This is a genomic window from Streptomyces sp. SX-6, assembly GCF_059089585.1.
Genome location: NZ_JBTHHU010000011.1, coordinates 202,940 through 225,783, shown reverse-complemented (window position 1 = coordinate 225,783; position 22,844 = coordinate 202,940). Strand labels below are relative to the sequence as shown.

The window sequence follows — 22,844 nt, the reverse complement described above, 5'->3', positions numbered from 1 at the left end:
GCGCTCCTCCACCTCGGCAAGCCGGAGGCGACGGTGGAGGAGCGCCTCCCGCCAGTCCGGCGTGGCCCAGGGCGTCGTGCCCTGGGCGATGTCGCCGAGGATGGTCGCCGAGCCCGTACTGCACCGGCGCCCCACGGCCCGGTACTGCATGGGGGACCGTGTGGGAGAGTAGGACGCCGCCGAACAAATTTTATAGCCGTGGGCTTGAGTTGGAGTGATCCAACTCAAGCCCACGGCTTTTTTGTTTATGCCAGACGCCCCCATTCCTCCCGCCTGACCACCCCCAACAGCGGTTCCCCGCGCACCAGTCGGCGGATTTCCTCCACCGCGTACGCACCCAGTCGCCGGGCCTCGCTGCCCTGGGCGCCCGCGATATGCGGGGTGACCAGAACATTGCGCAGAGACCGCAATGGATGCCCCGGAGGCAGTGGTTCGGGATCGGTGACGTCGAGGAAGGCGTCCAGCCGGCCCGATGCGCATTCACGAGCGAGAGCGTCCGTGTCGACCAGCGAACCCCGCGCCGTATTGATGACTGTGCCCCCGTCGGGGATCAGGGCGAGCCGTTCGGCATTGAGCATGTGCCGAGTCTCGGGCAGGGCCGGGGCGTGGAGGGTGACAATGGCGCTCGTACTGCACAGGGTGTTCAAGTCGGTGGCCTGCGCGCCCCATTGGTCGCCTTCCGTGGCGGTCACATACGGGTCGTACAACAGCATCCGGTATCCGCGGCGCAGGCGGGCCATGACCCGGCGGCCTATGCGGGAGGCTCCCACGACCCCCACGACGGTGCCGTCGGTGCCCCGGCGGGCCGTGAAGCTCGGCCAGTCGGCGCTCAAGGCTCTTTTGGCGGCGAGGCAGATGACCGCGGCGGTGTAGTCGGCGACCGGTTCCGCATTGACGTCGGCGGCGGAGGACACGATGATTCCGCGGTCCCACACGGCCGGTGTGACCACGCCTTTCACCGAGCCCGCCGCATGCACCACCGCCCGCAGCCGGGGTGCCGTGTGCAGTGTCTGCTCGTCCGCCACCACTGTCGTTCCCCACCCGGTGAGCAGAATGTCGGCGTCTTCCAGGGAATCCGTCTCGGTCGTGAACTCCGCGAGCCGGGAGCGGAGATCGGGAGGAAGGACGAGGGCGCCTTCGTCGGCGCCCATGTTCACCATGACGCGCATGACTGCCATGCCTCGGTCTGCCCCCATCCACGGAGGGGAAAACAGTTGCCGCGATCCATGGCTCAGGAAACCATCTGCGGATGGAGCACACCATCAAGGCCGTTCGGGCCGAAGAGTGGCCGAAGGTGAAGGAGCTGAGGCTGGCCGCACTGTGCGACCCGCTGGCCTCCATCGCCTTCCTCGCCACCTACGACGAGGAATCCGCCCAGCCCGACGAGTTCTGGCAGAGGCGTACCCGCCGGAGTGCCGAAGGCGCGTCGTCTGCCTCCTTCGTCGCCGAGGGGCCGGACGGTACGTGGGCGGGCACGGTGACCGTGCTGGTCGAACTCCCCGAGGGGGAGCCCGCCCAGGCGTATCTCGCGGGGGTCTACGTCCGCCCCGAGCACCGCGGCACGGGCATGGCCCAGGCTCTGCTCCAGGCTGCCGTCGACTGGGCGTGGGTGCTGGACGAGCCACGGATAGAGCGGGTGCGGCTGCACGTTGACGAGCGGAACGGGCGGGCCGAGACCGTCTACCGGAAGATGGGATTCCGGCGCACAGGTGCGACCATGCTCCTCCCCGTTCACCCGCCGGCGAAGGAATACGAGCTCGCGCTGTGCCGACCCACCCCTTGATGCGCTCCTTCCTCCGCAAACCGGCTCATGTGGACGCCCTGATCACACTGGTCGTCCAGGCGGCGATGACGATCCCGTTCGCGGCGCCGCGGGGCGCGGATCTGCCGCCGGCGACCTGGGCCACGTACGCGGTGACGACGCTCAGCGTGCTGCCCCTGCTCTTCCGCTCGCGTGCGCCGCTCACGGTGCTGTTCGCGATCCTCGCGGCGGAGTGCGCGTACGCCCCGATGGACGGGCCGGGGCAGCCGCTGCCGTACAGCCCGCTGATCGCGGTGTTCACGATCGGGGCCCAAGGCGGCCTGTGGCAGCGGCGGTTGATGCTGTCGCTGGTGATGCCGCTGATCGTTGCCGCGACGGCGTTTCACACCAATACGGCGCGCGAGTATCTCTTCAACTTCTTCGTCTTCGGCATGGCGTATGCGCTGGGGGCGCTCGTGCGCACGCGGCAGGCGTACGCGAAGGCGGAGGTGGATCGGGCCGCGGAGCTCGAACGGGCGCGTATCGCGCGGGAGATGCACGACATTCTGTCGCACGCTGTGAGCTTGATGATCGTCCAGGCCGAGGCGGGGCCGCTGATGGTGCGGTCCGATCCGGCGCGTGCGGAGCGGGCGTTCGACGCGATAGGCGATGCCGGTCGCGATGCGATGGTGCAACTGCGGCGCATGCTCGGGGTGCTGAAGGAGGAGCCGGCGGCGGAGCGTGCGCCGCAGCCGACGCTGGACGGGCTCGAGGGGCTGGTCGGCGAGGTGCGGCGGGCGGGGCTGGACGCGACGCTCACCGTCGAGGGCACGCCGGGCGATCTCGCCCCCGATGCCCAGGTGACGGTGTACCGGGTCGTGCAGGAGGCGCTCACCAATGTGCTCAAGCACGCCGACGCACGCTCGGTGAACGTACGGCTGGCGTGGACGCCGTCGCGGTTGGGCGTGAGCGTGGAGAACGACGGCGGGAAGGCCCCGGCCCGGCAGCCCGGCAGCGGGCGCGGCCTGATCGGCATCCGTGAGCGTGCCGCCGCCCATGGCGGAACAGCGGCTTCCGGTCCCGGTCCCGGCGGGCGGGGCTTCCGCGTTGCCGTGGAACTGCCGCTCGTGATCTCCTCTCGGGCGGAGGCGATGAGGTGACGATCCGTGTGGTGGTGGCCGACGACCAGGAGCTGGTCAGAGGCGGTTTCGCAATGATCCTGGGGGCTCAGCCCGACATCGAGGTGGTGGCCGAGGCCGGCAACGGCGCGGAAGCGGTCGCGGCGGTGCGCGAGCACGCGCCCGACGTGGTGCTGCTCGACATCCGGATGCCGGTCATGGACGGCATCGAGGCGGCCCGCACCGTGTGCGCGGAGACGGACACCAAGGCCGTCATGCTCACCACCTTCGACCAGGACGACTACGTCTACGAGGCGCTGCACGCGGGGGCGAGCGGCTTCCTGCTCAAGGACGTACGGCGGGACGACCTCGTGCACGCGGTACGGGTGGTGGTCGCCGGGGACTCGTTGCTGGCCCCCTCGGTGGCCCGCCGGCTTGTCGCCGACTTCACCAGCCGGGGGACGGCAGCGCCCTCGACGCTGCTGGACACCCTCACCGCACGCGAGCGGGAGACGCTGGTGCTGCTGGGCCGGGGGCTGTCCAATGCCGAGATCGCGGCCGAATTCGTGGTCAGCGAGCACACGGTGAAGACGCATGTGAGCAATGTGCTGACGAAGCTGGGGCTGCGCGACCGGATCCAGGCCGTGATCTGTGCGTATGAGACTGGGTTGATCAGTCCCGGCGGCTGACTCCCTCGCGCGGGGGAGCGGTGAGCCCGGGCAGACCGCTCGCGTCGGCGATGTGCCGGGCGGCGCTGATCGCGAGGATGGAAGCCATCAAGGACCTGGACTTCTCGGGGGCAACCATCATGAGCGTCACGCGCCGTAAGAGCATCGCCGTCATCGCCACCACCATCGCCGCGCTGAGCGTGGGCGCGGTGGTCACTCCGGCGGTCGCCGCCGCACCGCAGGGCGGCGGCGACAAGCTGCAGCAGGCGATAGCCGGGCTGCCCGACGAGGACGTGGCCACGGCCGCGCAGGTCCGGGTCGGCGGCGACAAGGGGCCGCACCGGGTGGTGGTCTCGGGCGTGACGGACATGCGCACCAGGACGTCCCTCAAGGGCGACGAGCGCTTCCGCGCGGGAAGTATCACCAAGTCCTTCACCGCCGCGGTCGTGCTCCAGCTGGTCCACGAGGGGAAGATCCGGCTGGACGGCACTGTGCAGCACTATCTGCCCGGGCTGCTTCCGGCCGGGTACGACAAGGTCACCGTCGCCCAGTTGCTGAACTTCACCAGCGGCCTGCCGAGTGCCGACGACTATGGTGACTTCCTCAAGGACCGGTACAAGACCTACGGCCACTGGCAGCTGTCGAAGAGTCACTTCAACAAGCCGATGCTGTTCAAGCCGGGGACCGAGCAGCACTACGCCAACATCGACTACAACGTGCTCGGGCTGCTGATCGAGAAGGTGACGGGCCGGTCGTACGAGCAGGTGGTGAGGGAGCGGGTCATCAAGCCGCTCGGCCTGAAGGACACCTACCTCCCGGGTAACGACTCCCGGATTCGCGGCCGTCACACGCAGGGCTACCAGGCGTTCAAGGACCCCAAGACCGGCAAGACCCGGCTGGTGGATGTGACGGACTGGAACATGTCCTACACCTGGGCATCCGGTGATCTCGTCAGCACCACCGCGGACTTGGAGCGGTTCATGACCGCGCTCTTCAAGGGGCGGCTGGTGCCGCAGGCCCAGCTGAAGCCGATGTTCACGGTGCCGAAGGTGAAGAACTACGAGCCCGGCCGGACCAATTCCGCTTCCGCTCAGGACGCGCACTACAGCAGTGGACTGAGCCTTGTGAAGATCAAGGACAAGAGCAAGGGCAAGGACGTGGAGATCTGGGGCAAGACGGGCAGCACCATGGGCTACCTCAACGCCTTCGGCGGCACCAGGGATCTGTCCCGGACGGCCGTCTACTCCGTGAACTCCACGGACGCCAAGGGCCAGACGCCGCCGGCGATTCTGGGGAAGATCATCATGGCGGCATTCGGCCAGTAACGACGTTGTCGGCTGGTGCAGTCCGGAGGCGTCGATGCCGCACAGGGCCGCAGCGTCAGTGCGGCGGGTGACCGATGCCCTGACCGATGCCCTGACATTCCTCCTGGAGAAGGCGAGAAAGTGTTCCGGAACAAGGCTCGTGCAGCGTCGTCGTGTCCTCCGGGCGAGGGGCGGGCTTCGGGCCTGCCGTACGTCGGTGCGGCGAGCGCGGACGGCATCGTCGGCTTGGCCGGTGTGCACAAGACGTACGGCCGCGGTGAGTACCGGGTGCCGGCGCTCGACGGGGTGGACCTGGAGTTCGCGGCGGGCACTTTCACCGCCATCATGGGTCCCTCGGGCTCGGGCAAGTCGACGTTGCTGCAGTGTGCGGCGGGTCTCGACCGGGTCGATGCCGGCCAGGTCCTGCTCGACGGTGCGCCGCTGCACAAGCTCTCCGAGCGTGCTCTGACCGCGCTGCGCCGCGAGCAGATGGGTTTCATCTTCCAGTCCTTCAACCTGATCCCGGCACTGACCGCCCGGCAGAATGTGGAGCTGCCGCTGCGGTTGGCCGGGCGTGAGATCGACGCATCGGCGATCGACCGGGGGCTGGCCGAGGTTGGCCTGGCCGAGCGCGGCGGGCACCGGCCCGCCGAGCTCTCCGGCGGCCAGCAGCAGCGCGTGGCCATCGCCCGTGCGCTGGCGACCAGACCCAAGGTGATCTTCGCTGACGAGCCGACCGGTGCGCTGGACTCGCGTACCGCACGCGAGGTGCTGGCGTTGCTGCGCGGCGTCGTCGAGCAGCACGGGCAGACGGTGGTCATGGTGACGCACGATCCGGTGGCCGCCTCGTACTCGCAGCGGGTGGTGTTCCTCGCCGACGGCAGGGTGATCGGTGAGCTGGCCGAGCCGACGGCCGAGGCGGTGGCCGTGCGGATGGCCGCGCTGGAGCCCGGCGGGATCGAGACGAAGCCGTGCTGAAGATCGCCGCAGCCACTCTGCGCCACCGTCTGATGGGCTTTTCGGGCGCCTTCCTCGCCCTCGCGCTCGGTACGACGATGATCGGCATGATGACGATGACCCTCGCGGCCACCTTCGGCACGCCGCACCCGGGTCCGCAGAGGTTCAAAGGAGTCTCGACGGTCCTCGCCCCGCAGGGCTTCGACGGGCGCCCGATGAAGGCCCCCGCCGTCCTGCCGGCCGACGTCGTCACGAAGGTGACCACGGCCGGGCACGCCATGCCCGACCGCAGCTTCCCCGTGCAACTCGCCCCCGGCGCCAGCGGGATGACCGGCCACCCCTGGTCATCTGCCGTCTACGCGGGCTACCACCTGGTGGCCGGGCGCGCGCCCGAGGCTGCTGACGAGATCGCCGTCGGCGGCGGCTCCCAGGAGCTGATCGGACGCCAGGCCGACGTCACCACGAACGACGGCGCCGGCCGCTACCGGGTGGTGGGCGTCACCGACGCACTCTGGTTCGAGAACGCGGTCTTCTTCAGCGCCGCCGAGGCTCAGCGCCTGTCACCCGGCGTCAACGTGCTCGTCACCGACCAGGACGCCAAGCAGCTGTCATCGCTCACCGGCGGCCGGGCCGTGGTCCTCACCGGCCACGACCTGACCCGGATCGACCCCGACTCCACCGGCGGGGCCCAGGCACTGGCCAACGCCCAGGCCATGGCGGGCAGTACGACCGGCCTGGCCGTGTGCGTCGCGGTGTTCGTCGTCATCGCGACCTTCGCCTTCGCCACCGAGCAGCGCCGCCGTGAACTGGCGCTGCTGCGGCTGGTGGGCGCAGCCCCGCGGCAGGTGCGGCACATGGTGCTCGGCGAGGCACTGCTGATCGGCCTGGCCGCGGCGGTTGCCGGCTGCGTCCTCGCACCGCTGTGCACCGTGCCGCTGCGGTCCTGGATGCTCGACCACAACGTGGCTCCGTCGTGGTTCACCATCCCGTTCAACATCGTGCCGCTGCTGATCTCCTTCGTCATCGGCGTGGCCGCGGCGCTGGCCGGCTCGACCGCGACCCTGGTGCGGGTCTCGCTGATCCGCCCGATCGAGGTGCTGCGCGAGAGCGCGATGGAGCGCCGCGGGATGACGCCGGTCCGCTGGCTGCTGGGAATCGGGATGCTGGTCGGCGCGGTCGTCGCGGGGATCGTCGTCTTCCGGACCGAGCCGTACCTCGCGGCCAGCGCGCGCAAGTACGAGCTGGTTCCGGTCCTCTACGTCGGCGCGGTCACCCTGCTGGCCCCGATCCTGCTGCGTCCGGTCACCCGGCTGTTGACCGGCCCGCTGCGCACCTCCGCCAAGGCAGGCCCCCTGCTGGTGCGCGAGAACATCCTCACCTCCCGGCGCCGCACGGCCGCCACCGTGGCGCCGATCGTGGTGGCCGTCGGCCTGGTCGGCACCTTGCTGACGATGCAGCAGTCCGGCGACGCCGCACTGCTCGCTCGGCAGCGGCAGGAGATCCACGCAGCGGACGTGGTCGTGCCCCGCGGCTCCGGGATCGATGCCCCGACGCTCGCTCGCCTGGCGGCCGTGCCCGGGATCCGGGTCACCCCGGTCACCTCGATGAACATCCGGATCGGCACCCCCGGCGGTGTCCAGATCGACTCGCTGAGCACGAACGCGGTGCCCCCGGCGGCGCTGGGCGTCACCGTCACACCCCCCGTGGTCTCGGGCTCCATCGCCTCGCCGCCCGAGAACTTCCTGGTCATCGACAAGCACGCGGCCGAGTCCGACGGTCTGGCGGTGGGGGACCATGTGGTAACGCTGCTGCCGACCGGCACGCGGGTCCCGACAGTGATCGCGGCGGTGGTCGCGCGCGGTCTGAACGGGGACGACACATATCTGTCCTCGGCGCTGACCGGCGCGGTGATGCCGAACCGGGTCTACCTCGACTCATCGGCAGGCGCCGGCGCACCGCTCGACGCGCAGCAGACGGCCGCGGTGAACCAGGCGCTCGCGGGTTCCGGCGCGCACGTGATGACCTACGACGCCTACCTCGCGGCCCAGCGCTCGCATGCTGCGCGGCAGACGAACAACGCCGCGGTGGTCATCCTGGGGATCGCGCTGGTCTACGCGCTGATAGCGGTCGCCAACACCCTGATCATGGCGATGGCCGGGCGGCGGCGGGAGTTCGCCCTGCTCGCTCTCGCCGGCGCAGTGCGCGGCCAGATCGTGAGGGTGGCCGCGGCCGAGTCGGCCGTGGCGGTGGTAGTCGGCACCCTGCTCGCCGCCGTGGCGACCGCGCTGGCCGCGGTCACCCAGCACGTCACGCTGGGCAAGCTCGTGGCCGGCGCGCCGACGGTGGTCCCGTGGACGCAGATCTGGGAGACGGTCGCGCTCTGCGCCCTCGTCGCCGTGGCCACCGCCTCGGGTGCGACCAGGCGTGCGACCCGTCGGCGGATGATCGAGGCCGCAGGCACCCGCGAATAGGAACAGGACGGCCGGCACCGCGCGACACAGCCGGCCGACTCCTGAGATCCCGTCAGCGACCGCACCGCGGGTGGGGAGTCGAGGTGAGCCGGTCTGTCCCATCTCTGAGCACGTGGTGGGGATTTTCAAGGCATCAGGTACGTCTCCTCCGACACCCTCGCCAACCGAACGATCGCCCTTTCAACAGCCGACCAGGCCGCAAGGCTCCCTACCCGGCCAGGGTCCGCCGCGGCCAGCGCGCCTTCGCCTGCTCCTCCGAGCGCATCAAGGCCAGGGTGGGAAGGCCTAGTTGGGCACCGCCCTCCAGCAGGTCCGGCAGGTCGGGGAGCGGGGCGACGGCGGCGACGTCCTCCAGCACCAGGGTCAGTGGTGGGTCGAGCCGACCGGAGGGTGACCGTTCGGCCACGCCCCGGCCGCGCTCGACCACGCTTGCGGCGAGTGCGGTGAGCAACGGCATCGCACCCGGACGGGTCCGGGGATCCTCAATCGCCTCACCCACCACGTAGAGCGTTCCCATCTCGGCGACGAATGATTCCAGTGCCACCGCATCTCCTCGATGCGGATTGCAGGCGTCGCGAATGTGCACCGACGTCAGGGCGTTGAGCGCGCGCGACGTCAACTCCTGGGCCATGTCGCGTCGTTCGGGGTGCCCGGTGAGAGCCGACTCGAGCTCGCCGGCCATGCCGCCCGCCGCCTTGGGGTTGGTGCGCAGGATCCGTACGGGCTCGTGCGCCGATGTGCCCTGCGCCCAGCGGTGCACCTGGCGAAAGGGGCGCCCGTCCACGGCGGCGGCGTGCAGCCAGCAGCGAAGCATCAGTTCGGCGGTCTCGGCGGTGAGGGAGTCGAGGGAACTGAGCGGGCGTACGGGCGCGAGGAGCGCGGTCGCGCGGGCGGTGGCCGTGGCGCGGTCCTCGCAGCCGGTGGTGGGGTTCCAGCGCAGCCGGTCGGGGGTGTCCAGCAGGTGGCCGGGGTCGTAGACCCGTACGGGACCGAGCTTGGCGCGGGAGTCCTTGGTGTCGGCCCAGAGCCCGGGGTCGCTGGTGGTGACCAGCACCGGCCCGGCGGCCTCGAGGATCGCGCGGGCCGCGGTGTCGCGCCGGTCGGTGCCGTAGACGACGCGCGGCAGGACGTCCGGCTCTCTGCCGGGCGCGGGCGCGGGGGCGGGCTCCGGCTGTTCGGCAACCGGTGCGGACTCAACGGGCGCTTCCGCAAAGGGTGGTGGCGGCGCGGTGGCCTGCGCCGGGATCACGACCGGGGCGGGCGCGGGGGCCTGTGCCTCGTCGTTCACCACCGGGCGCTCCTCCTCGCGCCGACGCGCCGCGGGCCCGCGCCGCCAGCGCATGAACGTGCCGAACACGAAGATGACGAGCACGATGAGCGTCAGCAGTTCGCTGATGACCACGCCCCAGAACAGCCCGTACCCCGGCAACGCGGCCGGCGGCGTGTCGGGCCAGGCGGCGGCCAGGTTGTGGGGGTCGGCCATCAACTGCCGCAGGGCCAGGGGCGTTCGCAGCAGGGAGACGCCGTCGGGCCAGTCGCCGCGCGCGAAGAGCGCGGACAGGCACGTCGCCGACCACACCACGAACGTGATCCCCAGCAGGAAGCCGAGGGCGCTCACCAGCAGCCCGTCGGGAATGCCGCCGGTGCCGCCCTGCTTGCGCGCGGGCCCCGAACCGGACGCCACGTCAGGCAACCGTCGATTCGGACGAGCCGTAGGCCTCGTCGGAGTAGTGCTCCATCGCGGCGTGGGCGCGCTCCGCGGCTGCCGCCTCCGCAGCCAGCTCCTGGTCCAGGGCACCCTCCTCGGTCATGGCGCGGTCGGTGTAGACGAGCGGGCGCTCGGCGTCGGTGATGAGGTGCTTGACGACTTGGACGTTGCCGTTGACGTCCCAGACGGCGATGCCCGGGGTGAGCGTCGGGATGATCTCGACCGCCCAGCGCGGCAGCCCGAGCACCCGGCCCGTGGCCCGGGCCTCGTCGGCTTTCTGCGCGTAAATGGTGCGCGTGGACGCCATCTTGAGAATGGCCGCCGCCTCCTTCGCCGCCGCTCCGTCCACCACGTCGGAGAGATGGTGCACCACCGCCACGAACGAAAGGCCCAGCCTGCGGCCGAACTTCAGCAGTCGCTGGAAGAGCTGGGCCACGAACGGCGAGTTGATGATGTGCCACGCCTCTTCGACGAGGAAGATGCGCTTCTTGCGGTCGGGCCGGATCCAGGTGTGCTCGAGCCAGACGCCGACGATCGCCATCAGGATGGGCATGGCGATGGAGTTGCGGTCGATGTGCGACAGGTCGAAGACGATCAGCGGGGAGTCGAGGTCGATGCCCGCCGACGTCGGCCCGTCGAACATGCCCCGCAGATCACCGTCCACCAGCCGGTCCAGGACGAGCGCCACGTCCAGGCCCCAGGCCCGTACGTCGTCTATGTCGACGTTCATCGACTCCGCCGACTCGGCCTCGGGATGGCGCAGTTGCTCGACGATGTCGGAGAGGATGGGTTGCCGGTCGGTGGCGCTGTCGTGGGATGCGCTGTCGTGGGACGCGCTGTTGGTCACGGCCGCGTGTGCCACCTTGAGCGCGAAGCCGGAGCGCTCGTCCAGGCTGCGCCCCATCGCCACCTCGATGATCGTACGGAGCAGGGCCAGTTGCCCGGTCGTGGTGATCGAGGGGTCGAGCGGGTTGAGACGGATGCCGCCTTCGCGGGCCGCCATCGGGTCCAGCCGGATGGGGGTTATGCCGAGCTGCTGCGCGATGAGGTTCCACTCGCCGACGCCGTCCTCGCCCTGCGCGTCCAGCACGACGACCTGACGGTCGCGGAACCGCAACTGGCGCAGCACGTACGTCTTCTCCAGCGCCGACTTGCCGTTGCCGGACTCGCCGAGGACGAGCCAGTGCGGGGCGGGCAGCTGCTGGCCGTAGAGCTGGAAGGGGTCGTAGATGTAGCCCTTGCCGGAGTAGACCTCGCGCCCGATGATCACGCCGGAGTCGCCGAGGCCGGGCGCGGCGGTGGGGAGGTAGACGGCCTGCGCCTGCCCGGTGGAGGTGCGTACCGGCAGGCGGGTGGTCTCCACCTTTCCGAAGAGGAAACTGGTGAACGCGTTGGAGAGGACGGTGAGCGGTTCGAGCACGGCTGTTGTCCCTAGCGTCGGATGCCGGTTGCGAACGGCAGCGTGTTGACGAAGGCCCTGTGGTGCTCGCGGTCGCACCACTCCAGCTTCAGATAGCTCTTGCCGGCGGAGGCTCTTATCGTCCGCTTGTCACGCGCGAGTTCCTCGGGGGAGCGGGAGGACACCGTGATGTAGCCGACGAGGTTGACGCCTGCCGCACCGCTGGCGAGGTCCTCGCCGCGCTGGTCGACGCGCGAGTGGTGGGCGACGTCGCGCGGGTCGACGACCCGGTTCATCTTCGCGGCGCGGGAGGCGTCCGCGTCGTCGTTCGTCTTCTCCGTGAGCATCCGCTCGATGGCCACGTCCGTGGGCTCCAGATCCATGCAGACGGCCACTGTGCGGATGACGTCCGGGGTGTGGACGAGCAGCGGGGCGAGGAAGTTGACGCCCACCGGCGTCATCGGCCACTCCTTGACCCATGCGGTGGCGTGGCACCAGGGCTCGCGGGTGGCCGACTCCCGCGTCTTCGCCTGGAGGAACGTCGGCTGGACGGCGTCCAGTTCGGCGGGCCAGGCGTTGCGCTGGGTCATCGCCTGGATGTGGTCGATGGGGTGGTCCGGGTCGTACATGGAGTGCACGAGGGAGGACAGCCGGCTCTGTCCGAGCGGCTGCCGGACGCGGATGTCCGCCTCGGTCAGGCGCGCGCAGATGTCGGTGAGCTCGCGGGCCATGACGACGGCCAGCCCGGCGTCCCGGTCCAGCTTGTGCTTGCTGCCGCTCTGGCGGGAGGCGCGCGCGATGGCCTGTGCCTCGGCGGCCAGTTCGCGGGTGTAGTGCATGCACGCGACGAGGTAGGCGCGGTGCTGCTCGGAGGAGGTCGACACCATGGACTGCAGCTGGTCGTAGGAGTCCTTGAGCCACTCCGGCGACGTGTCGTCGCCGCGGCGCTCGACGTCCTTGGCGTGCGCGTCGGGGTCGGCGGGCAGCGTACGGGCCAGTATCTGCAGGCGGGTCACATAGCCGTCGCCGTTCGCGACATGCTTGAGCAGCGTGCCGAAGCGGTCGACGAGGGCCTCCTGGTCCTCCGAGTCGCGCAGACCGACGCCGGGCCCCTCGATCTCGATGGCCGCCGTGACCGTACGCCGGTCCGCGTGCAGCAGCACGGCGATCTCGTCCGGACCGAACGGTGCGGAGAGCCAGTTGATCCGCCCGATGCCGGGCGGGGGACCGACCTCGATCTCGCGCCCGTCCAGCCGCGTGCCCGCCTCGGTCGCGCCGGAGCGGTAGGCGGCGCCGCTGCGTACGATGCGCTTGAAGGTGCGGTTGACCTCGAACCACTTGTAGAACGTGCGCTGTTTGTACGGTACGTAGACGGCCGCGAGGGCGAGCGCGGGGAATCCGACGAGCGTGAGGATCCGCAGGGGCAGGACCGGGACGAGCATCCCGCCCATCATCCCGAGGAAGGCCCCCGCGATGATCAGGGCGATCTCGCCCGTCTCCCGGTTCTTGCCCACGACCGCGTTGGGGCGCGCGCGGCCGATGAGATACGTACGGCGGGCCGCGACCGGCTGGGACTGGGCCTCTATCGTCAACTCCGCTCACCTCCTGAGGACTTGCTGTTGTTCTGTGCGCGGGGCGCGGGGGCGGAGGGAGCGCTTCCGGCGCCGCCCGGGGCGGGGGCCTGGCGTGCGCTGTGGGCGGCGACCCCGCCGGAGACGGGGTTCGCCGGGCGGGCGGGCGAGGCGGAGCCCCCGGCGGACCGGGCGCTGTGGGTGTTGATGCCCTGTTTGACGAAGGTGGCGGGAGAGGAGATCACGGCGGCCGCCTGGCGGGACGCGATGTCCTTGCTCGCGTTGCGGCTGCTGATGATTTCGTCGCCGAACCCGGGGACGAACCGGTAGATCATCGCGCTGGCGAGGATCGCGAGGATGATGATCGCCAGCCCGGAGATGACCGCGGAGAGCGAGCCCGTCCCCTGGCCGGAGGAGAGCGCGCCGGCCAGGGACAGCACGATCACGATGATCGGCTTGAGGAGGATGACGGCGATCATGATGCCCGCCCAGCGGCGGACGTGGCCCCACATGTTCTTGTCGACGAGCCCCGCGTAGACGGCGGTGCCGAGGAGGGCGCCGACGTAGAGCAGCGCGGCCCGGATGACGAGCTCGAGCCAGAGCACGCCCGCGGCGAGCACGGATACCAGCGACAGCACGATCAGCATGACCGGCCCGCCGCCGATGCCGTCGCCCTTCTTGAGGGCGTCGGCGAAGCCGCCGAAGAACTTGTCGTTGTTGGCCGTCTGCCCGGAGGCGATCACATCCGTGACGGCGTCGGTGGCCTGGACGACGGTGTAGAGGATGAGCGGCGTGAACGCGGAGGCGAGCACGGTGAGCCAGAGGAAGCCGACGGCTTCGGTGATCGCCTCCGTGAACGGCACCCCGCGCACGGCCCGCTTGGCGACGGCCAGCAGCCAGAGGATGAGGGTGAGGATGGTGGAGGCGGCGAAGACCACGGCGTACTGGCGGAGGAAGTTCGCGTTGGTGAAGTCGACGTTGCTGGTGCCGTGGACGGCTTGGGAGAGCTTCTTGACGATCCAGGAGGCGGCTTCGGCGCAGCCTTTGGCGAGGGAGGCGGCGGGGTCGAGGGCGTTCCCCGAATCGGTCGGGGTCTTGATGCTTTTGTCGTCGCCCTTGTTCTTGCAGTACTCCTTCGCCACCCCCACGATCAAGTCGCAGGGGTCCTTGCTACCGGACGGCGACGGCGTCGCTGTCGCTGCTGACGCCCCGGGGCTCGGCGTCACCGACGCCGACGGTGACGGCGGGGGCGCTGCGGTCGCGCGTGCGGCCACGGCCATGAGGGCCAGCTGTGCGGTCACCACGGCCGCGGTGACCGAGAGCGCGCGCGGGCGGTGGCTACCTGGCATATGTGAACCCTCCGTACCCGCCGACGGCGTTGGCGATCTCGTCTGCCCCTGAGGCGCGGTCGTCACCGGTGACCGGCGCCGGGCCTTGCTTCTGGCTGGAGGAGGCGATCTTCCAGTCGTTGTCCTGCCAGTGCAGCTTCACGGCCATCGTGAACCATGACTGGGTCACGGGCTTCGTCGATCCTTGACCTGCGAGCCCGGCCAGGGCCGTGCACCACACCTCGACCGTCGTGTCGTCGTCCCGGTACTCGGTGGCCTTGGCGCCGACCGGAATCGTGCGTGCGACGAAGGTGAGGCCCTTGGGGGCCGAACCGTCCTGCTGGAGACCGGCGTTCTTCAGGAAGTCCGGTGAATAGGCCTGGTCCAGTTGTTTCTGGATGTCGGGCGCGGCGTCCGGGGTGTGGATCGCATCCACGATCGCGTGACGGGTGTTCGCCTTGAACATTCCGTCACCGCCCAGCGCCACCGCGAAGTTCGCGGCCGCGGACTGTGCACCCTGCTGGGTGTGCGCAAATCCGGAGGGAATTCCTCCGGTCTTGCCGTCGACCGGCTTGACGCCCGAGGGGGCGGTCGAGGAACTGCTGTTTTCCTTGCCGGACTTCTTTCCGGAATCGTCAGAAGATCCGTTTCCGCTGCCTCTGTTCGCAAAGGCGATTGCCGCGATCAGGAGCACGATCACGCCGACGACGGTGACCAGGTTCCGGCTGGGCCGTGACCGCCGGGGTGGTGGGGCGTACGGATCGAACTCGCCCTCCGGCAGCCGCGTGCGCGTCAGATGGCGGTCGTCGTGGCCGTCGTCGAGACTCATCGCGCGCCTGCTCCCTCATGTGTCGTCGCGGGACCGCGACCGGTCTTCCCGTCCAGAGATGACGGTAGCGGTGTGCACGGTTTCCGGGGGGAGGACGTGAGGGAGTGAGAGGGCATCAGGAAGCAGCCTCGTGTGGGGGGACTCGGGGACGGGCGTGTCTGCGCGGGGGCGGATACCGGGGGCGGACAGACCGGCTCCGGGCCCGGGTGTGCCCGGAGGCGCCATTCAGACGGCCATGCCGTAGACGATCGTGAAGAGCGTCCCGAGCGACCCGATGATGAAGACGCCGGTCAGGCCGGCGACGATCAGTCCCTTGCCCTGCTCCGCGCTGAATGTGTCGCGCAGTGCCGTCGTGCCGATCCGCTGTTTCGCCGCTCCCCAGATCGCGATGGCCAGGCAGAGGAGAATCGCTGCGGCCATGATGACTTCGATCATGACGCGAGCCTCATTGCCCAGGGTGCCGAACGGACCCCATTTCGGGGCGATTCCACCAATAATGGTGTTGATGTCGCCCTTTCGGTCGGCCAAAAACATATGTAACTCACCGCCCCCTTATGGGTAGTTGCGCCGCCTGTGCCGCTTGGCATAGGCCAGAACCTATCTTCTCCGAAGAAGCCGCTCTTGGATGTCGACTTGGCGGCATTTTTTGATAGGACCCACACGCGTCGGCGGCGCCGCTGCCCTGCGCCGCGCCACGCTCCGTTGTCAGTGGGTGCCTCTATGGTGACTGTGCGTGCTCATAGTGGGTGCGCCGGGCCGGGGTGGCCGGAGTGGGGGTGCGTGTGAATGTTCAGGTGGGAGCGTGTTCGATCGGTAGGCTGTGGCGACCGCCCTCGTCTGTGCCGCGCCCTGCGGCCACCGGGCTGGTTCGTCGGGTTCATCGCACTCATCGTCCGGTTCGTCGGGTGCGTCGAGATCAAGGGTGGTACGGGTGCTGGTTGCCGAACGCTACCGGTTGGCGGAGTTGCTCGGTCGCGGCGGCATGGGCGAAGTCTGGTGCGGACAGGACGAGGTGCTGGGCCGTCAGGTGGCGGTGAAGCTGCTCCTGGGCGAGGGCGACGACGAATCGGCGGCCCAGCGGTTCCGTCTCGAGGCACAGACAGCCGCCCGCCTGAATCACCCTCAAGTGGTCGCGGTCTACGACTTCGGTGCCTGGGAAGGGCGCTTCTATCTCGTCATGGAGCTGGTCAACGGCCCGAGCCTGGCCCAGCAGCTCTCCGCGCGCGGCCCGCTCTCCCCGGCCGGTGTCGCCGACATCGCGACCCAGACCGCCTCCGGCCTGGCCGCGGCCCATGCGCAGGGAGTGGTCCACCGGGACATCAAGCCCGGCAACCTGATGCTCGACATGAACGGCACGCTCAAGATCGGCGACTTCGGCATCGCCCGCTTCGTCGACGAGACCTCGGCCGGGCTCACCAGGGCGGGCCAGATCGTCGGGACGAGCACCTACCTCGCCCCGGAGCGGGCACTGGGCCGGCTCGCCGGCCCCGCCTCGGACGTCTACGCGCTGGGGTGCGTGCTCTACCACCTGCTCGTCGGCCAGCCGCCGTTCTGGGCGGACAGCCCGACCTCCCTGCTCTATCTGCACGTGGACACCCCGCCGGTGCCCCCGCGTCAGCACCGGGCCGACATCCCGTACGCCCTCGACGCGTATCTGCTGCGCATGCTGGCCAAGGAGCCGGAGGCGCGCCCCACGGCGCGGGAAGTGGCGGAGTGGTTCGCGAGCCCGTCCTGGCGCGGCGACAGCGCACATCAGCAGCCGCTGCCTCCCGCCATGCCGGCCATGCCACCGACCGCCCCCGCCGCCGCACCCGCCCCGGCGCCCATGCGCGCCGCTCAGGCACCGGTGCCTGCCGCCCCGCCCATTGCCGCTCCGGCCGTTGCCCCGCCGCACTCGGCGCCGCCCATGCTGGCGGCCGCGCCCGGGGCCGTGGTCCACCAGGAGAGCGTGACCACCTACGCCCTGCCGGGCTCGCCCGCGACCCGGTCGACGCCCGCGGTCACCGCCGGGCACCGGCGCAGCGGTGGCGGCAGCCGGGGGACAGGCGGTCTCCGTATACGCACCCCCAAGACGCTGGCCGGTGTGCTGGCCGGAGCAGTGGCCTTCGGGGTGGCGGCGGTCATCGGCGCCGTGCTCTTCACCTCGGACGGCGGCAACGGCAAGGGCGGCGCCGGGAAGCCCGACGCGCAGCCGTCCGAGACGGTGCACGACGGCACGGTGAAGCGCGGCCCGTCCGTGGGCCCCGGAGACCGGGGCGGTCACGGCAGCCCGAAGAAGTCCGGTCATCGGCAGCGACAGGGCTCGCACGCGGGGAACCCCGGGTCCGGTGACGACGAGGGCGACGGCAGCGACGAGGGCGACGACTGAGCGGTCCCGCCCGCCTTCCCTCCGCCCGTCTGGGTCGGCCTTCCCGGGCCGGCCTTCCCAGGTCAGTCCTCGAGGCCCTCGACGAAGTGGTCGAACTCCCCTGCCTTCACCCCCAGGACGAACGCGTCCCACTTCCTCTGAGTCGTCACCACGACCTTGCCGGGATTGATGTTCTCCCGGATGTAGACGTTGTCGTCCCCCTCGTTCCCGAAGGCGACTTCGAGGTACTCGGGCATGGTCAGGTCGTCGGTGGCCGGAATCCAGTCCAGGTCCTCAGGCACGCGCGGCGGCACGGTGTCCCCCCTCGTGGGATGTGGCTCTGCTGACGTCGCGCCCACCATAGAGGAGCCCGCCGCGATGTGACCCCCCGCACGAAGGGGCGAACCGGGCCACCGGCGTGCGTACCCGGCATGCCGTGCGGGGAGGGATGCGGCCGTGATCCTTCCCACCCTCACCCCCCGGCCGAGCCGCGCGGTCGTGCTCGGCGCGGGCATGACCGGGATGCTGGCCGCGGCCGCGCTCGCCGGGCATGCCGACGAGGTCGTCGTGGTCGACCGGGACCGGATGCCGGCCGGGGCCCGGCCCCGCAAGGGACTGCCGCAGGCGCGTCACGCCCACCTGATGATGTCCGGCGGGGCACGCGCCATCGAGTCACTGCTGCCCGGCACCACCGACAGATGGCTCGCCGAGGGCGCCCGCCGCATCGCCGTGCCCGCGGACCTGGTGGTCCTCTCGACACAGGGCTGGATCCCCCGGTGGCCCGAGATGCAGTTCATGATCGCGTGCAGCCGCGACCTGCTCGACCTGGCCATCCGCGCACAGGCCCTGTCCCGCCCGGGAGTGAGGCTCCGCGAGGGCTGCGAGGCGCGGGCGCTCCTGGGCGACTCCGTGCGCATCACCGGCGTACGCCTGCACGACCTGGAGAAGGGCGGCAACGAGAGCCTCGCCGCGGACCTCGTCATCGATGCCACCGGCCGCGGCTCCCGGACGCCGCAGTGGCTGACCGGCCTCGGCCTGCCCCCCGTCCGCGAGGAGGCCGTCGACTCCGGAATGGCCTACGCCACCCGCGTCTTCCAGGCCCCCGCCGGCGCCGAGGACATCCCCGTCGTCTCCGTCCAGGCCGTGCCCGGCACGAAGCGGCCAGGGCAGGGCGGCACGTTGCTCCCCATCGAGGACGGGCGCTGGCTCGTCACCCTCGCGGGCACCCGTGGCGGCGAACCCACCCGGAGCGCCGACGAGTTCGAGCCCTTCGCCCGCGCGCTGCGCCACCCGCTGATCGGCGAACTCATCGCCACCGCACAGCCGCTCGGCGGCGTGCACCACTCCCGTTCCACCGCCAACCGGCGGCGCTATCACGAACGGCTGCCCGCCTGGCCCGAGGGCTATGTCGTCATGGGCGACGCCGTGGCCACCTTCAACCCCGTCTACGGCCAGGGCATGACCGTCGCGGCCCGCAGCGCCCTCGAGCTCCGCGCCGTCCTGTGCGAGTACGAGGGCGACCTCGGCCGCCCGGGGCTCGCCCGGCAGGCGCAGAAGGCGATCGCCCGCCCCGTCGGCGGCGCCTGGGTGCTGGCGACGGGGGAGGACATGCGGTTCCCGGGCGTCGTCGCCTGCCGCCCCATGGCGGGGGCCCGGCTGACGCAGGGCTACTTCCAGCGGCTGGTCCGCACGGCGGTGTCCCGGCCCACGGTGTCGCAGGCCCTCTTCGACGTCATGACGCTGTCCGCCCCCTGGTCGGCGCTCGTGGGACCGGCGATGCTGCTGAACGTCCTGCGCGGCCCCGACCGCGGCCGCCGGCCGTCGGCCGACCCGCCGATCAGCCCGGCGGAACGGGAGTTGTGGGGGCTGGGGCGGGCGTGACCCGGGTGCCGCCGGACGCCCGGAGGCGCCGCAGCATGCGCGCGTCCTGGAACCCCGCGCCCCGCGCCGCCGCCTCGGCCGTCGCGCCCTGCGCGATCAGGTGCTCGGCGTGCTCGACCCTCAGCCGCTGCTGGTAGCGCAGCGGCGTGAGTCCGGTCGCCTCGGCGAAGCGGCGGGTGAGGGTACGGGCACTGAGGCCGACGGCCGAGGCGACGTCGGACAGGCGCAGCGTGGAGGTGTAGCGGGAGTCGATGAGGTCCTGGGCGCGGTGGACCGCGTCGCAGAGGTGGGCGCGGTGCCGGAGCATCGCACTGCTCTGCTGTTCCTCGCCGTTGCGGCGGGCGTAGACCACCATGCTGCGGGCGACCCGGGCGGCGGCCGACGGGCCGTGGCGCACGGCCACGAGGTGGAGGGCCAGGTCGATCCCGCTGGCGATGCCCGCGGAGGTGACGACGCGGTCGTCGGTCACGTACAGCACGTCGCGCACGACGGTCGCCCGGGGATAGCGCCGGGCGAGCTCGTCCTGCACGTGGTGGTGCGTGGTGCACCGGCGGCCGTCGAGCAGCCCGGCCCGGCCCAGTGCGTCCGCGCCCGCGCAGACGCTGGCGACCGTGCCGCCCGCGGCGTGGTGGGCGACCAGGCGGTCCAGCGTCGCCCGGGTCAGCGCCCCGTGGACCCGGGCGCGCCAGCCGGGGACGACGACCAGGTCGTCCGGCGTCAGCTCCGGCCATGCGGTGGCCGCCCGGAGCTCGAGGCCCTGTGCGGTTGGGATGTCCTCCTGCTCGGCCACGTACGCGATGTCGTAGCCGTGGCCGAGGTCGTCCGCGGCGGAGAACACCTGGGCGGGCCCGGCGAGGTCCAGCATGTGCAGCTGCGGGACGAGCAGGAAGACGACCCGGGTCACGATCCGGTCAGCTCCTCGACGGTGGCGATCCTGGCGAAGCGACCCGCCAGGGCGTACTCGGTACGGGCGACGATCGCATCGGTCGTCAGGGTACGGGGGTCGGCCAGGACCTCCGCCATGGGGCGTCCCGCGGGGGCGTCCCGGTGCTCGATGGGGTGGGTCGCGGTCGCGTCGGTCACGAAGACGACGTCGTATCCGAGGTCCGCCGCGACCCGCGCCGTCGTCTCGCAGCACTGCTCGGTGCGGATGCCGCTGACCAGCAGTTCGCGGATGCCGTGCTGAGTGAGGAGCTGCTGGAGGTTCGTCGTGGTGAACGCGTTGTGCGAGGTCTTGGTGAGGACCGGCTCCCCGGGGGCGGGCTCCAGCCCCTCGATGGGGCGGTTGAAGCCTCTCTCGGGGTCGAAGACGGTGCCGCTGCCCGGTTCGGAGTGCAGTACCCAGACGACGAGTTCGCCCTTGGCGCGCTGGTCGGCCACGAGGCGGTTCACCTTGGCGACGATTCCGGGGTTGGAGGTGGCCGACCAGTTGGGCCGCTGCCGGAAGGATTCCTGGACGTCGATGACGAGGAGTGCGCTGTTCATGCCCCCGATCCTGCTGTGGCACGGGCGCTCTCCCAAGGCCCGATCATGTCGCGGGGCGGAACGATCCGGTCAGCGGCCGCGACGCGCGCGATAACCGTTGGCGAGGCGATGGCGTGCACCGTAGCGTCGGCGCGGTGAACGTGATCTCGCTCGGCTTCCGCACCGACCTGATGCTGCGCAAAATGGCGGGCTCCGCCGTCGTCGACCGGGGCACCCACCTCGTGATCCGTACTCCGCGCAACCCCGGCTTCTGGTGGGGAAATTTCGTCCTGCTGCGCTCGCCGCTGCGCCGGGGTGACGCGGCGCGCTGGTCGGCCGTGTTCGCCGAGGAGTTCCCCGGCGCGCAGCACGTCGCGCTCGGCGTCGACGTCACCGGGGACGCACCCGGAGACCTGGGCGAAATCGCCGATCTCGGTGCTGTCGTGACGGTGGACACCGTGCTCACCGCACCCCGCCTGCGGGTCCCCGCCGGGCCGCGCCCCGCCGCCGAGTTCCGTCCGCTGCGCGGCGACGACGACTGGGCGCAGGCCCTTCGACTGCGGCTCGCCGTCGAGGAGGAGCCGCCCTCGGCCGAGCACCGGGTCTTCGTCGAGCGGAAGACGGCCGAGGCCCGCGCTCTCGCCGAGGCCGGACACGGCAGCTGGTTCGGGGCGTTCGTCGGCGGGCGGATGCGCGCGGGCACGGGCCTGTTCACCGATGGCAGCGGTACGGCGCGCTTCCAGAACGTCGAGACCCACCCGGACTTCCGGCGCCGGGGCCTGGCCTCGACGCTCGTCCACCTGGCCGGCGAGTGGGGCGTGCGTGAGCTCGGCGCCCGTACGCTCGTCATCGTCGCCGACCCCGGCTACCACGCGATCGGGATGTACCGCTCGCTCGGCTTCACGGACGCCGAGTGCCAGGTGCAGCTGATCCGCGCGCCGTTCAGCTGACGCCCCGGGCCCCCAGGCGGACGTACGTGATGACGGCGTGGACCGCCAGGGCGACGGCCAGGGACGGGAGGACGATCCAGGGCACCAGACCGAGGACGGCCAGCAGGCAGATCAAGGGGACGGCGATCAGCAGGGTCGGGAACACCGAGGATACGGCGATGCGCTGTCGATTGGTCACGGACGGGCTCCTTCGCGGGAGTGGGAGTGGGTGTGGGCACGGGCGAGGTCGAGAAAGTCGGCGAGTTCGCGCCAGGCGTCCGCGTCCGCGTTCGTGTCCGCGTCGGTGCCGGCGGCGTCGGCCGGGCTGCCCGACATGGCGGCCGGGTCGTCGCGCCAGGCGGCCCGTACGCCGCCGGAGATGCCCGCGTCGCCGCCGGTGAACAGCGTGCTCAGCTCGTTCATGCGTGCCACCAGCCGCTGCACGCGCGGGTCGTCGGGGGCGGCGCCCTCCCGGCGGAGCCGGTCGGCGCGGCGGTGGAGCTCGGGCCATTCCACCTCCAGCAGGTAGTGCATGGCCGGGCCCAGTGCCGCGGCCCGTGCGGCGAGGACGCCGAGCTGGTCGTCGTCGAGGTGGCGGCGCAGCGTGCGGCCGGCCTCCGGGCCGGTGCCGCCGATCGCCCGCAGGGCGTCGAACAGCGCCTCGGTGGTCGGGGCCCGGCCCTGGTCCAACTCGCCGGACAGCGCCGCGAGTCGGTCGCGGAGCGTGCGGAGCGCGGACAGGGACTCCTCCACGCCCGCGAGGTGGTCGCGTACCAGGCGTGCCGGGTCGACCCCGGCGTCGAGGCAGACGGCGATGGTCTCCAGGCCGAGGCCCAGCCGGCGCAGGGCCAGTACCTGGTACAGCCGTACGACGTCCTGCTCGGTGTACTCCCGGTGCCCTCCTGCGGTGCGTTGGGAGGGGCTGAGCAGGCCGATGGTGTCCCAGTGATGGAGGGTGCGTACGGTCAGCCCGCAGGCATCGGCGAGCGGGCCCACCTTCCAGGCGGTAGTGGTCATGGGACAACGATGCGTCCTCACGCGACGTGAGGTTCAAGCCGGTTCCCAAGGTTGCCCCCTGATGCCGCCCCCGGACCGCCCCCTATGTGCGCCCCGGGTCCACCCGGTGCTC

The 22,844-nt window shown here is 71.1% G+C and carries 21 protein-coding genes; 9 read left to right on the top strand and 12 right to left on the bottom strand.

The features are described 5' to 3' along the window. Positions 1–245 precede the first annotated feature (245 nt). Positions 246–1,178, bottom strand: a complete 933-nt coding sequence (locus ACV530_RS16690; RefSeq protein WP_494333253.1) for a hydroxyacid dehydrogenase — start codon at positions 1,176–1,178, stop codon at positions 246–248. A 71-nt stretch (positions 1,179–1,249) separates the two neighbouring features. Between ACV530_RS16690 and ACV530_RS16685 the strand changes: the two genes are divergently transcribed. The 6 genes from ACV530_RS16685 to ACV530_RS16660 all read left to right on the top strand — a co-directional run bounded on the left by ACV530_RS16685 (position 1,250) and on the right by ACV530_RS16660 (position 8,259). Continuing rightward, positions 1,250–1,783: a GNAT family N-acetyltransferase gene (locus ACV530_RS16685; RefSeq protein WP_494333252.1), complete on the top strand. Its 534-nt coding sequence runs from the start codon at positions 1,250–1,252 to the stop codon at positions 1,781–1,783. Beyond that, the gene (locus tag ACV530_RS16680) at positions 1,783–2,901 is read left to right on the top strand and encodes a sensor histidine kinase (RefSeq protein ID WP_494333251.1); all 1,119 of its coding nucleotides are present in this window, start codon (positions 1,783–1,785) and stop codon (positions 2,899–2,901) included. Before ACV530_RS16685 ends, ACV530_RS16680 begins: the two co-directional genes overlap by 1 nt. Further along, on the top strand, positions 2,898–3,548 hold the full coding sequence (locus ACV530_RS16675) for a response regulator (protein ID WP_494333250.1): 651 nt from the start codon (positions 2,898–2,900) through the stop codon (positions 3,546–3,548). Before ACV530_RS16680 ends, ACV530_RS16675 begins: the two co-directional genes overlap by 4 nt. Positions 3,549–3,667: 119 nt before the next feature. Next, positions 3,668–4,852 carry a serine hydrolase domain-containing protein gene (locus ACV530_RS16670; protein ID WP_494333249.1) on the top strand — a complete coding sequence of 395 codons (1,185 nt, stop codon included), beginning with the start codon at positions 3,668–3,670 and terminating at the stop codon, positions 4,850–4,852. Between the two features lie 216 nt (positions 4,853–5,068). Beyond that, entirely contained in the window at positions 5,069–5,809 is a 741-nt protein-coding gene (locus ACV530_RS16665) for an ABC transporter ATP-binding protein (RefSeq protein WP_494333266.1), read from the top strand. Continuing rightward, the gene (locus tag ACV530_RS16660; RefSeq protein ID WP_494333248.1) at positions 5,803–8,259 is read left to right on the top strand and encodes an ABC transporter permease; all 2,457 of its coding nucleotides are present in this window, start codon (positions 5,803–5,805) and stop codon (positions 8,257–8,259) included. The genes ACV530_RS16665 and ACV530_RS16660 overlap by 7 nt, the downstream gene beginning before the upstream one ends. Before the next feature lie 208 nt (positions 8,260–8,467). Here the strand turns inward: ACV530_RS16660 and ACV530_RS16655 are convergent, their stop codons facing one another. The 6 genes from ACV530_RS16655 to ACV530_RS16630 all read right to left on the bottom strand — a co-directional run bounded on the left by ACV530_RS16655 (position 8,468) and on the right by ACV530_RS16630 (position 15,628). Beyond that, positions 8,468–9,943, bottom strand: coding sequence for a DEAD/DEAH box helicase family protein (locus ACV530_RS16655; RefSeq protein WP_494333247.1), 1,476 nt, complete (start codon positions 9,941–9,943; stop codon positions 8,468–8,470). A 1-nt stretch (position 9,944) separates the two neighbouring features. Continuing rightward, positions 9,945–11,387: an ATP-binding protein gene (locus ACV530_RS16650; protein ID WP_494333246.1), complete on the bottom strand. Its 1,443-nt coding sequence runs from the start codon at positions 11,385–11,387 to the stop codon at positions 9,945–9,947. Between the two features lie 11 nt (positions 11,388–11,398). After that, positions 11,399–12,952 carry an SCO6880 family protein gene (locus ACV530_RS16645; RefSeq protein WP_494333265.1) on the bottom strand — a complete coding sequence of 518 codons (1,554 nt, stop codon included), beginning with the start codon at positions 12,950–12,952 and terminating at the stop codon, positions 11,399–11,401. A gap of 2 nt (positions 12,953–12,954) precedes the next feature. Continuing rightward, the gene (locus tag ACV530_RS16640; protein WP_494333245.1) at positions 12,955–14,286 is read right to left on the bottom strand and encodes a hypothetical protein; all 1,332 of its coding nucleotides are present in this window, start codon (positions 14,284–14,286) and stop codon (positions 12,955–12,957) included. After that, positions 14,276–15,094, bottom strand: a complete 819-nt coding sequence (locus tag ACV530_RS16635; RefSeq protein ID WP_494333244.1) for a DUF8175 domain-containg protein — start codon at positions 15,092–15,094, stop codon at positions 14,276–14,278. The genes ACV530_RS16640 and ACV530_RS16635 overlap by 11 nt, the downstream gene beginning before the upstream one ends. Positions 15,095–15,319: 225 nt before the next feature. Further along, positions 15,320–15,628: a DUF8827 family protein gene (locus ACV530_RS16630; RefSeq protein WP_494333243.1), complete on the bottom strand. Its 309-nt coding sequence runs from the start codon at positions 15,626–15,628 to the stop codon at positions 15,320–15,322. Between the two features lie 397 nt (positions 15,629–16,025). Between ACV530_RS16630 and ACV530_RS16625 the strand changes: the two genes are divergently transcribed. Continuing rightward, positions 16,026–17,462, top strand: a complete 1,437-nt coding sequence (locus ACV530_RS16625) for a serine/threonine-protein kinase (RefSeq protein ID WP_494333242.1) — start codon at positions 16,026–16,028, stop codon at positions 17,460–17,462. 62 nt (positions 17,463–17,524) lie between these two features. On the opposite strand, the gene ACV530_RS16620 is transcribed toward ACV530_RS16625, so the two are convergent. Beyond that, entirely contained in the window at positions 17,525–17,803 is a 279-nt protein-coding gene (locus tag ACV530_RS16620) for a DUF397 domain-containing protein (protein WP_494333241.1), read from the bottom strand. Positions 17,804–17,897: 94 nt separating this feature from the next. Between ACV530_RS16620 and ACV530_RS16615 the strand changes: the two genes are divergently transcribed. Beyond that, complete coding sequence (locus ACV530_RS16615; protein WP_494333240.1) at positions 17,898–19,322, top strand: NAD(P)/FAD-dependent oxidoreductase; 1,425 nt, start codon at positions 17,898–17,900, stop codon at positions 19,320–19,322. On the opposite strand, the gene ACV530_RS16610 is transcribed toward ACV530_RS16615, so the two are convergent. Then, complete coding sequence (locus tag ACV530_RS16610; RefSeq protein WP_494333239.1) at positions 19,279–20,226, bottom strand: GlxA family transcriptional regulator; 948 nt, start codon at positions 20,224–20,226, stop codon at positions 19,279–19,281. The genes ACV530_RS16615 and ACV530_RS16610 overlap by 44 nt on opposite strands. Then, positions 20,223–20,807, bottom strand: a complete 585-nt coding sequence (locus ACV530_RS16605; RefSeq protein ID WP_494333238.1) for a cysteine hydrolase family protein — start codon at positions 20,805–20,807, stop codon at positions 20,223–20,225. Before ACV530_RS16605 ends, ACV530_RS16610 begins: the two co-directional genes overlap by 4 nt. Before the next feature lie 113 nt (positions 20,808–20,920). On the opposite strand from ACV530_RS16605, the gene ACV530_RS16600 reads away from it, so the two are divergent. Further along, the gene (locus ACV530_RS16600; protein WP_494333237.1) at positions 20,921–21,736 is read left to right on the top strand and encodes a GNAT family N-acetyltransferase; all 816 of its coding nucleotides are present in this window, start codon (positions 20,921–20,923) and stop codon (positions 21,734–21,736) included. Here ACV530_RS16600 and ACV530_RS16595 read toward each other — a convergent pair. Together ACV530_RS16595 and ACV530_RS16590 are read right to left on the bottom strand one after the other, a co-directional pair. Continuing rightward, a complete protein-coding gene (locus ACV530_RS16595; RefSeq protein ID WP_494333236.1) occupies positions 21,729–21,914 on the bottom strand; it encodes a hypothetical protein in 186 nt (61 codons plus the stop codon). The two genes, ACV530_RS16600 and ACV530_RS16595, sit on opposite strands and share 8 nt — an antisense overlap. Next, entirely contained in the window at positions 21,911–22,732 is an 822-nt protein-coding gene (locus ACV530_RS16590) for a MerR family transcriptional regulator (RefSeq protein WP_494333235.1), read from the bottom strand. Before ACV530_RS16590 ends, ACV530_RS16595 begins: the two co-directional genes overlap by 4 nt. Positions 22,733–22,844 lie beyond the last annotated feature (112 nt).

Excerpts from the sequence above, each read along its gene's own strand:
- ACV530_RS16690 (WP_494333253.1), bottom strand. The coding sequence starts at position 1,178 with ATGGCAGTCATGCGCGTCATGGTGAACATGGGCGCCGACGAAGGCGCC.
- ACV530_RS16685 (WP_494333252.1), top strand. The coding sequence starts at position 1,250 with ATGGAGCACACCATCAAGGCCGTTCGGGCCGAAGAGTGGCCGAAGGTG.
- ACV530_RS16680 (WP_494333251.1), top strand. The coding sequence starts at position 1,783 with ATGCGCTCCTTCCTCCGCAAACCGGCTCATGTGGACGCCCTGATCACA.
- ACV530_RS16670 (WP_494333249.1), top strand. The coding sequence starts at position 3,668 with ATGAGCGTCACGCGCCGTAAGAGCATCGCCGTCATCGCCACCACCATC.
- ACV530_RS16640 (WP_494333245.1), bottom strand. The coding sequence starts at position 14,286 with ATGCCAGGTAGCCACCGCCCGCGCGCGCTCTCGGTCACCGCGGCCGTG.
- ACV530_RS16635 (WP_494333244.1), bottom strand. The coding sequence starts at position 15,094 with ATGAGTCTCGACGACGGCCACGACGACCGCCATCTGACGCGCACGCGG.
- ACV530_RS16630 (WP_494333243.1), bottom strand. The coding sequence starts at position 15,628 with ATGTTTTTGGCCGACCGAAAGGGCGACATCAACACCATTATTGGTGGA.
- ACV530_RS16620 (WP_494333241.1), bottom strand. The coding sequence starts at position 17,803 with ATGGTGGGCGCGACGTCAGCAGAGCCACATCCCACGAGGGGGGACACC.
- ACV530_RS16605 (WP_494333238.1), bottom strand. The coding sequence starts at position 20,807 with ATGAACAGCGCACTCCTCGTCATCGACGTCCAGGAATCCTTCCGGCAG.
- ACV530_RS16590 (WP_494333235.1), bottom strand. The coding sequence starts at position 22,732 with ATGACCACTACCGCCTGGAAGGTGGGCCCGCTCGCCGATGCCTGCGGG.